This window comes from Streptomyces sp. XM83C, assembly GCF_023072675.1.
GTDB classification, from domain to species: domain Bacteria; phylum Actinomycetota; class Actinomycetes; order Streptomycetales; family Streptomycetaceae; genus Streptomyces; species Streptomyces thermocoprophilus.
On the sequence record NZ_JALLGL010000264.1, the window covers coordinates 1 to 8,839 of the forward strand.

The following is an 8,839-nucleotide window of genomic DNA, read 5'->3' on the forward strand; positions in this document are numbered from 1 at the left end:
TGCCGGCGGGGGCGCGGATCTCGGCGGGGAAGTTCGGCAGCGTCGACAGGTCGTTGCCGAACGACGCCGTCTCCGAGGTGAACCGGTCGCCGGTGAGCTGCATACCGTCACCCGAGTCCCCCGCGAAGCGGATCACGACCCGGCTCAGGCGCCGTACCCCCTTGTCGGGACCCCCGGCAGCCTCCGGAGTGTCCGGGCTCTCGGGGCTCCCGGGGTTTCCGGCGCTGTCGGGACCCCCAGGGCTCTGTTCAAGGACTCGCTCGGATATCTGAACGGCCACTTGGCCGCCCCCTTCCCGTCGACCCGGTCGGCAGGCTCTCGACCTCGTGACGCGCACCGTAGGAAGAGCCGCTAGTGACAGGCCAAAGCCGGACTCCGGGGCGGGGGAGGCGGCGGCCTGCGGGCCGGGGCCGCAAGGGGGTTCGACACGCCGCTGGCATATGAAAATCTCACCCCCGACGTGTGAGGCGGAGCGTGTCGGTCCGTACCGGGGCGGCGGATACTCGACTCCGCATCGTCCGAGAGGGGGTGCCGATGTGGCGGATGCCATGGGCAGTCGGACGCTCCATCTGTGGGCGTTGTGCGAGGACGTGGTCGTGACGACCGACGACGACGGTTCCGTCGTGCTGTCCTCCGGCCGGTTCGGGACCGAGCGGATCGAGGAGCCCGACCGGGTCGTCCGCGAGATGCTGCGCCGCATGGAACTGGGCCCCGTGCTGCCGCTGAACGTGGAGGTGGCGCCCGGCCGGCCCGTCCCGCAGACCTGGGTCACCGGCCCCGTACTGCCGCCCCCGCTCGCCCGGCTGTCCCGCATGGTGATCCGCACCCTGGGGATGGACGACCTCAAGGGCCCCCTGCTGTCCGTAACCCCGGTCGCGTACGACGCCACCTTCGTGCCGGAGGGCGTGCCCGCGCATCCGCTGAGGCTGCCGCGTGACGCGCACATGGCCCGCGCACCCGCCGGGCTCGTCCTGGCCTCCGCCCGCGCCAAGCACGAGGTCGTGCTGCACCGCCCGGAGGCGGCGTGGGTCGCGGCCACCCTGGCCTGGCCCGTCACCGCCGAGACGGCGGTGGCGGCCCTGCCGCTGCCGCACGCGGTCGTTCACGACGTGCTCGGCTACCTCGTCGCCGCGGGGATGGCGGTGCCGGCCGAGGGGTGAGCGGGCCGGGGCGGGCGTTGCGCCGGATTCGTGGTGGCTCACGGCCGTACCTCCGGCGCCGTACCGCCGTACGCCTAGGCCGGCACCGCCGTACGCGCGCACCGCGTCACAGCAGCCACCCCGACTCGCGGGCGATGCGGATGGCGTCCACCCGGTTGCGGGCGTTGAGCTTGGTGACGACCGTCGTCAGATAGTTGCGCACGGTGCCCGTCGACAGATGCAACTGCCCGGCGATCTCCGGCGCTTCCGCACCCTCCGCCGCCATCCGCAGCACCTCCGTCTCCCGCTCGGTGAGCGGGCTCTCGGCGCCGCCCCACGCGGCGAGGGCGAGCTGCGGGTCGATCGCCCGGTGACCGGCCGCCACGCGACGGATCGCGACGGCGAGTTCCTTCGGCGGGGCGTCCTTCAGGAGATAGCCGCTGACCTGCGCCGACAGGGCCCGGCGGAGGGTGCCCGGGCGGCCGAGGCTGGTGAGGATGAGGGAACGGCACTGCGGCAGCCGCTCCCGCAGCTGGGTCGCGGCCGTCAGACCGTCGACGCCCGGCAGGTCGATGTCGATGACCGCGACGTCCGGTCGCAGCCGTTGCGCCGTCGACACGATCTCGTCGCCCCGCTCGACCTCAGCGACGACCTCGAGGTCGGTCTCCAGGTTCAGCAACGCGACGAGCGCGCCACGCACCATCTGCATGTCCTCGGCCAGCAGAATCCGTATCACGGATCTGACTCCCCCCGCCCCACCGAATGCCGCGTGTGGCCGGATTCTAGAACGCCCGCGCACGTTCCGTCGATCGGATCAGGCCGCAGAGTCACCGGCGTGTCAGCCGATCCCCGCTGGCGGGGCGCCCTCACGCGGCGGTCGAGGCGGGAACTTCGGCCACCAGCAGGAAGGTTCCCGCGCCGGTCACCTCGGAGTGCAGGGTCCCGCCGACCGTCTCGATCCTGGTGCGCAGGTTGCCGAGCCCGCTGCCGCTGTGCGGGGACGGGTCGTGATACGCGGGGTCGACACCGTCGTTGCACACGGACAGCCGTACCCGGCCGCCCTGTTCGGCGACCTCGATGGTGCAACGCCCGGCACGGCTGTGCCGCAGAAGATTGGTGACGGCCTCCCGCAGCACGGTGGCGAGGACGGTGTCCGCCTGCCGGCCCGCGCGCACCGGCGTGACCTTCTTGCTGACTTCGATGTCCGCGGCGCGCAGCACCGACTCCGCGGAGGTGACCTCCTGCTCCAGGGACATCTCGCGCATGCCGCTCGCCACACGGCGTACGTCGCTCAGGGACTGCCGGGAGATCGACAGGACGTCCTCGACCTCCTCCACGGCGCGCGCCGGGTGGGTGGGGATGAGCCGCACGATGAGTTCGCTCTTCAGCGTGATGGCGGACAGGCTGAAGCCGAGCAGATCGTGCAGGTCGCGGGCGAACCGCAGCCGTTCCTCGGTGACGGCCATGCGCGCGAGTTCGCCGCGGGCGGCGACGACCTCGCGGATCAGCGCGGACAGCCGGGACAGGCCGTAGATGACCAGACCGGTCAGCAGGGTCGACTGGGGCAGGTACACCGCGTCGATGACCGGGCGGTGGTCCACCACCGGCGGCACCACCATGCTCAGCCCGATCAGCCCGTACAGCGTCCAGGCGAGCCGGGCGGGCAGCATCAGCAGGACGGAGGCGGCGAGGAAGCCGGCCATCGATCCCCAGGCGGTGTGGAAGACGAGGATCGGTATGTACGTCAGCAGGGCCTGCGCGGTGAGGGTGACCACGCGGCGTCGCGGCAGCGGCCGTTCGGAGCCGGACGCCGAGTGCACCAGTTGCAGGCCGAACACGGCGGACAGCGCGGCCAGTGCCAGCGCCATCTGCACGGGGGACAGGCCGCTGCCCGCGATGTTCAGCATGGTGATGACGGTGTAGCTGAGCAGGGCGACCAGCAGGATGGTGCGGGCCAGCCGGGGCGCGGGCAGATCACGGCTGTGCACGACGACGGCGTCGCCGCCGGTCGGATCCTCCTCGCCCTCGGGCCGGCCGGCGGCGCCCGCGGCCGGTGCGGCCGACGGCGCACCTGCGGCAGGCGAGGTGCCCGCGGGGCCGGTGCCGCCCGGGGCGTCGGCGGGGTCGTGCTCGGCGGTGGCGCTGGTGCGGTCGTGACGAGCCATCGTTGCACGGCCTCTTCTCGCGACTGTGTCCGCGCTTCCCAACTCTTCGCGCGCTGGCGGCACATGATATGAGAAGCGTGTGCGAGCCGGGTGAAGAAAGTGCGTCCGGAAACGATCCGCCTCGCTCGTCGGACCGGCCGAAAGGGTGCCCGCCACGATGGAACCTGGCCGAAAACGAACCTCACCGGCCGGTGGGGCGACCGGTGAGGCGAGAGGCGTTTCGAGGCCGCCCGGTTTCCGGACGGTATGTCAGACGAACAGCGGTGTCGGATTCAGCTCCTCGTACGGCGTCGGAGCGGCCAGCCGGCCGAGGGCCACGGGCACGTCGTACAGCCGGCCGGGAGCGAGCCGGCTCCAGAAGTGCCGCATGCCGGGCACGATCACCTTCACCACCGGAAGTTCCAGGTCCGGCCGGGTCTGGTCGAGCACCAGCAGCTCCATGCCGCGCTCCCGGACCAGTTCGGTGACGGCGGCGACGTCGTCCAGCAGATCGGCCCGCGGGCGGTACGACCAGTCGGCGGGCGTCCGCGCCGGGACCCGGGCGTCGGGTGCGAGCCAGGGCCGGCCGGCCACCGTGGCGTTCCGCCACCACTCCAGCGCGTCCGGGTCGTCGATGCCGTATCCGGTGCCGTCCGGCCGCGCCTCGCACACGGCGGGCAGCAGCTGGCCCAGCTCCGACAGGGCCCGGCGCAGCGCGAGCCGCGGGTCGAAGTGCGCGCCGAACCCGAAGATCACGTCCTCGGCGGGTTTGTCGGTACGGCGGGACAGCGCGGCCAGCACCGGGATGCCGAAGTCGGAGGTGAGGTCGAGCACCCACAGTTCCCGGCCGAGCCGGCCGCAGGCCGCCCGCAGCACATCGGCGTACGGCTCGCCGAACGCGTCGATGTCGACGCCGGGCTGGGCCGTGCGGTTGTACCACCACAGGGCGACCGCGTCCCGCTCCACCAGTTCCAGGAACCCTTGCAGGAGGGCGTCCTCGCGGCTGCTGCCGGCGGCGTTGCCGTTGGAGTCGGCGTGCAGGCCGTCGGCGGCGGGCCCGCCCTGCGTGAAGTACAGCATCGACGTGGGCAGCAGCCGCTGCCGGCCGGCGGTCAGCGACCACACCGGGGTCCACTCGGTGGGCCGTGCCTCGTCGAAACGTTCCGGCACATGCCGGAAGGGGGAGCCGCCGCGGTTCCACGCCTCACGGTCGCGGAACTGCCGGTCGTGGTAGAGCTGGCAGGCGTTGGGGTGGACGGCGTCCTCGCCGAGCGCGCGGTAGCTGTCGCGGACGACGGGTTCGTCGCCGTGCCGGGTGCCGCTGTAGCGCTCCACGGCCTCGCACAGCGCGCTCACCCGCGCCTCGGTGTCGGTGAGGCCCTTGCCGCCGCTCAACGCCCGCAGCCCGGCGCGCAGTTCGGCGAGGGTGGGCGGGCCCATGGCGAGGTTGTGCCCGGAGACGTACGCGTGCAGGCCGGCCGGGGTGCGCGGCGCCCGCGTTATCTCCTTGACGATCCCGGTCACCGGGTCCACCAGGCCGCCGTACCGCGTCAGCATCTGTTCCGGCGTCAGCGCCCGGTGCCCGCCCGAGGTGAGGGTGGCCTTGGGCCGTGACACGGGCACGAACGGCGCCCGTACGTTCCTCGCCACCAGCTCCGGGTCCCCGCACACCCCGCACTGCGGCAGCCGGGACACCCGGTGGGAGCGGGCGCTGAGCTGGAGCGTGTCGAAGGTGTGCAGCACTTCCTGGGCGTCGTAGCGGATGCCCGCGAGCCATTTGGCGGCCTCCAGGACCGCGATGTGCAGGGCGATGGTGCGGCCCGCGGCGAGCGACGCCTCGGGCCGGCGCGGGGGCCCGTCCAGGCCGAGGGCGCGGCGCACCGGCCACTCGGAGCGGCGGTGCCCTGCGAGCCGGGTCGCCAGACACGACCAGCACGGCCCGTCCTGCGGCCGGAACACCGGCCCCACCCACGGGTCGGCGCCGCACGCCTTGGCTATCAGCCAGGGCCGGCCCCGCCTGCGGTGGTCGGCGTCCACGTCCCGCAGTCCGGGGGAGAGGTAGTCGTCGCACAGTACGAGCGAGAAGTCCGCCCGGTCGGGGTCGTCGGCGATGCCCAGCCCGGAGGCCCGGCACATCTCCGCCACGGCCTCGCGGTCGACGTCGGTGAGCGCTTCGATCCACACCGCCGCGTACCGCAGCCGGGCCGCCGTCGTCCCGCCGTCCAGGCCGGCCAGGTCCCAGTAGGCCTCGGCCGCCCGGTCGGGGCCGGTGTCGGGCCTGACGCTGCGCAGCAGACCGGCCGCCAGCAGGTCGTTCACGGTGAGCAGGGCCTCGGCGGCGCCGAGGACGGGCGCGGCCTCCCGTAGGACGCCCTCCAGGGACCGTGTGCCGTCGAGCAGCGGCACCAGCGCCTCGGCGTGCGTGCCGTGCAGCGCGGTCACCCCGCGCCGCGACATCAGATACGCGGCCTCGCCGGGGACGACGGTGGGCTGGAGGTGCAGTTTGAAGCCGAGGCGTGCGGAGGGGCTGAGGCCGGCGCCGCCGAGGAGTTCCTCGGCCGCGCCGGGGGCGCCGGGGAGGGGGCCCGGTGCGGACCCCGGCCCCGGCTGCGAACCGGCACGACGCTGCTCCGGCTCCGGACGTGAATCCGGCAGAACCGTTTCCGCTTCCGCCGGTGACGTCATGCGGCCAGTCTCCCGGCAGCGGCCGACGCGGACGCGTCGGACGCGGCCACGATGCAGATGGTGAACAGGGGGGTGTCGGACGAGGCCACGTCCAGGTTCTCGATCACGAGCCGGGGCCGCGCGGGGCTCGCGGGACGCGCCTGCACGCTCTGGCCGGAGGTGCACTTACTCGCTGTGAGCTGCGCCATGTCTCGGTCTCCCTAGTCGCTGATCGGTGCTCCCTTGTGACCGATATCGTGCTTCCGGGGCATGGTTCACAGACAGTGGCGGCTTCATATGTCGGGGGTGAAGTTCTCACCAGAACCCGGCGGCTTCTCTTCCGCTTTGCGTCCCGCCCGGCTCCTGTCCGACCGTGATCCGGCCGCAGCTTGACGGCCGGGGCCAGGGGCGAGGTGAGAGGTGCGGCGGGTGCGCTGGACGGCGTGCATCCCGCGGATCGCGCGCCCTCGATCATCGAGAGAGGGGTGCTGTGATCCGGCCGCCTCGGCGTGCACCTGCCCTGAGCAGCAAAACGCCCTCCCGGAGGAGGGCGGGGTCGGGCGCCCCCGGCAGGACTCGAACCTGCGGCCAAGCGCTTAGAAGGCGCCTGCTCTATCCACTGAGCTACGGGGGCCTGGTGTGGTGGCCTCTGTCGTGGTGCCCGGGTGCGGGTCTGCCGTGACGTTGCCGGGGTCAAGGATAGGGCTCCCGGATCCCTGACCCTGTCGCTTCGCCTCCGTGGCTCGATGTGGAGGTTCGGTGAAGCGGTCCTGATAATCGCAGGCAGGTACGAATCGTGCATCGCTTTTCACGCCCTGCGCCACCGGTGTTGTGCACTCGTTATGCCTGCGCTGCGCCCTTGTCCCGGTCATCCCTTCCGTCCCTTGTGTTCAGTCGGCGCGCAGACATGCCTATATGCTTCAGAATTCCCCTAAAATTGGGCATTCTTCGCATGTGGTGACCTTGGACGTACGGCCTCAGCTGCTCGACGCACTCTCCGCGCTGCGCGACCGCGTCGCCGCCGCACGCTTCCCGCTGCCCCTGACAGGGGCTCCACGCGCGCGTGCCAACCGCGACGAACTCCTCGCCCAGCTCGACGACTACTTGGTGCCCCGCCTGCGGCAACCCGAGGCGCCGTTGCTGGCCGTCGTGGGAGGCTCGACCGGCGCCGGCAAGTCGACACTCGTCAACTCGCTGGTCGGACGGCGCGTCAGCGAGGCGGGAGTGTTGCGGCCGACGACGCGGACGCCGGTGCTCGTATGCCACCCGGAGGACCATCACTGGTTCAGCGGGATGCGCGTACTGCCCGACCTCACGCGCGTGTGGGTGCCCCAACAGGACCCCGGAGACGACCTGCTCCTCCCCGACGAGAAACCCACCCGCGTCCTGCGCATCGAGACCGCCGACACCATGCCGCCCGGCCTCGCCCTCCTCGACGCCCCCGACATCGACTCCCTCGTCGCCGACAACCGCGTACTCGCCGCCGAACTGATCTGCGCCGCCGACATCTGGGTGATGGTCACCACAGCGGCGCGCTACGCCGACGCGGTGCCCTGGCATCTGCTGCGCACCGCCAAGGAGTACGACGTCACCCTGGTGACCGTCCTCGACCGCGTACCCCACCAGGTCGTCGCCGAGGTCTCCCGCCAGTACGGCGCACTTCTCACCAAGGCCGGACTCGGCGACGTACCGCGCTTCACCGTGCCCGAACTGCCCGAGTCGGCGTGGGGCGGCGGACTCCTCCCGGCCACCGCCGTGGCCCCGCTGCGCACCTGGCTCGTGCACCACACCCAGGACCCCGGCGCCCGCCAGAACGCCATGGCCCGCACCGCCTACGGAGTCCTCGACTCCCTCAAGTCGCGCATGCCGGAGCTGGCCAGTGCCACGGCCCAGCAGTACGCCGCCGCGCTCCGGCTCACCGCCGCCGTCGACGGGGCGTACGACAGCGAGCACACGCGCGTACGCAACCGCCTCCAGGCCGGTGCCGTCCTGTCCGGCGACGCCCTGAAACGCTGGCGCGCCTTCCCGCTGGACTGCACCGCGAGCGAACTCCTCGACGCCCTCGTGGAGAGCCTCGCCACCCTGCTGTTGTGCGCCGTCACCGCCGCGGGCGAGCGCATCGACGACGCCTGGCGTCGCGAACCCGCAGCCGCCGCCCCCGCCCTCGCCGACCCCGACGACACCCCGGAGAGCGCCGAGCACCGCATCGGCCTCGCGGTACGGCGGTGGCGGCGCGAGCTGGAGGAACTCGCCGAGGAGGAGGTGCGCGAGCTGGAGCGCGGTGCCGCACCCGACCCCGAGATCGTCGCCGCCCTCGTCGCCACCGTCCTGCTCGGCGGGCGCCGGGCCCGCAGCGCGGGCGAGACCCTCGCCGAACGGCTCGGCGCCCAGCGCGCGCTGCGGCTGCGGGACCGGGGCGGACGGCTGCTCTCCGAGCACGTCGACCGCGTCCTGCACACCGAACGCGAGCGCCGCCTCGCCCCCCTCGACGGGCTGGACGTCCACGCCGAGCCGCAGGCCGAGCTGATCGCCGCGCTGTCCCTGCTGCAGAAGGAGAGGTGACCGGTGACCGCCGTCACGGACCAGGACCACCCGGGCGTCCCGGACGCCCCGGAGGTCACTGACCAGCATCAGCACCAGCACCCCACGGACGACGCCGACCACCCCGGGGAGGGGACCGTGCAGGACGACGACCGCGACCGCAGCCTTGCCGTCCGTGCCGGCGGGGATGCCGCATCGCCCGCCGGCTCCGCGTCCGGTTCCGACTCCGGGGGCGGGGCCGCGGAGGAGGCCGAAGGACCGGGGGACCGGGGCGCCGAGGCAGGGAGGGAGCCGGGCGACGTCGGCGTACGCGCGCGTGGTGACGACGGCGGCGGTGCGGAGGGGCCGTCC

The 8,839-nt window shown here is 73.0% G+C and carries 6 protein-coding genes, 1 tRNA gene and 2 pseudogenes; 3 read left to right on the forward strand and 6 right to left on the reverse strand.

The window, feature by feature from the left end; all coding sequences use genetic code 11:
* Positions 1–280, reverse strand: a pseudogene (locus MTQ10_RS31540) (2-oxoacid:acceptor oxidoreductase subunit alpha); the annotation flags it as partial.
* A gap of 268 nt (positions 281–548) precedes the next feature.
* Between MTQ10_RS31540 and MTQ10_RS23875 the strand changes: the two are divergent.
* Positions 549–1,160, forward strand: a complete 612-nt coding sequence (locus tag MTQ10_RS23875) for an NADH oxidase (RefSeq protein WP_247472215.1) — start codon at positions 549–551, stop codon at positions 1,158–1,160.
* 106 nt (positions 1,161–1,266) lie between these two features.
* Here the strand turns inward: MTQ10_RS23875 and MTQ10_RS23880 are convergent, their stop codons facing one another.
* The 5 genes from MTQ10_RS23880 to MTQ10_RS23900 form a co-directional block, all read right to left on the reverse strand.
* Positions 1,267–1,875, reverse strand: a complete 609-nt coding sequence (locus MTQ10_RS23880) for a response regulator transcription factor (protein ID WP_247472216.1) — start codon at positions 1,873–1,875, stop codon at positions 1,267–1,269.
* 130 nt (positions 1,876–2,005) lie between these two features.
* A complete protein-coding gene (locus tag MTQ10_RS23885; protein ID WP_247472217.1) occupies positions 2,006–3,304 on the reverse strand; it encodes a histidine kinase in 1,299 nt (432 codons plus the stop codon).
* Positions 3,305–3,553: 249 nt separating this feature from the next.
* Complete coding sequence (locus MTQ10_RS23890; protein ID WP_247472219.1) at positions 3,554–5,968, reverse strand: TOMM precursor leader peptide-binding protein; 2,415 nt, start codon at positions 5,966–5,968, stop codon at positions 3,554–3,556.
* The gene (locus MTQ10_RS23895) at positions 5,965–6,156 is read right to left on the reverse strand and encodes a hypothetical protein (protein ID WP_247472220.1); all 192 of its coding nucleotides are present in this window, start codon (positions 6,154–6,156) and stop codon (positions 5,965–5,967) included. The genes MTQ10_RS23890 and MTQ10_RS23895 overlap by 4 nt, the downstream gene beginning before the upstream one ends.
* Before the next feature lie 352 nt (positions 6,157–6,508).
* Positions 6,509–6,581 (reverse strand) — tRNA-Arg (locus MTQ10_RS23900).
* 320 nt (positions 6,582–6,901) lie between these two features.
* Here MTQ10_RS23900 and MTQ10_RS23905 point away from each other — a divergent pair.
* Together MTQ10_RS23905 and MTQ10_RS23910 are read left to right on the forward strand one after the other, a co-directional pair.
* A complete protein-coding gene (locus tag MTQ10_RS23905; protein WP_247472222.1) occupies positions 6,902–8,509 on the forward strand; it encodes a dynamin family protein in 1,608 nt (535 codons plus the stop codon).
* A gap of 3 nt (positions 8,510–8,512) precedes the next feature.
* Positions 8,513–8,839, forward strand: a pseudogene (locus tag MTQ10_RS23910) (hypothetical protein); the annotation flags it as partial.

What these genes read in the sequence shown, in the direction of transcription:
- MTQ10_RS23875 (WP_247472215.1), top strand. Translation starts at nt 549, where the DNA reads ATGGGCAGTCGGACGCTCCATCTGTGGGCGTTGTGCGAGGACGTGGTC.
- MTQ10_RS23885 (WP_247472217.1), bottom strand. Translation starts at nt 3,304, where the DNA reads ATGGCTCGTCACGACCGCACCAGCGCCACCGCCGAGCACGACCCCGCC.
- MTQ10_RS23890 (WP_247472219.1), bottom strand. Translation starts at nt 5,968, where the DNA reads ATGACGTCACCGGCGGAAGCGGAAACGGTTCTGCCGGATTCACGTCCG.
- MTQ10_RS23895 (WP_247472220.1), bottom strand. Translation starts at nt 6,156, where the DNA reads ATGGCGCAGCTCACAGCGAGTAAGTGCACCTCCGGCCAGAGCGTGCAG.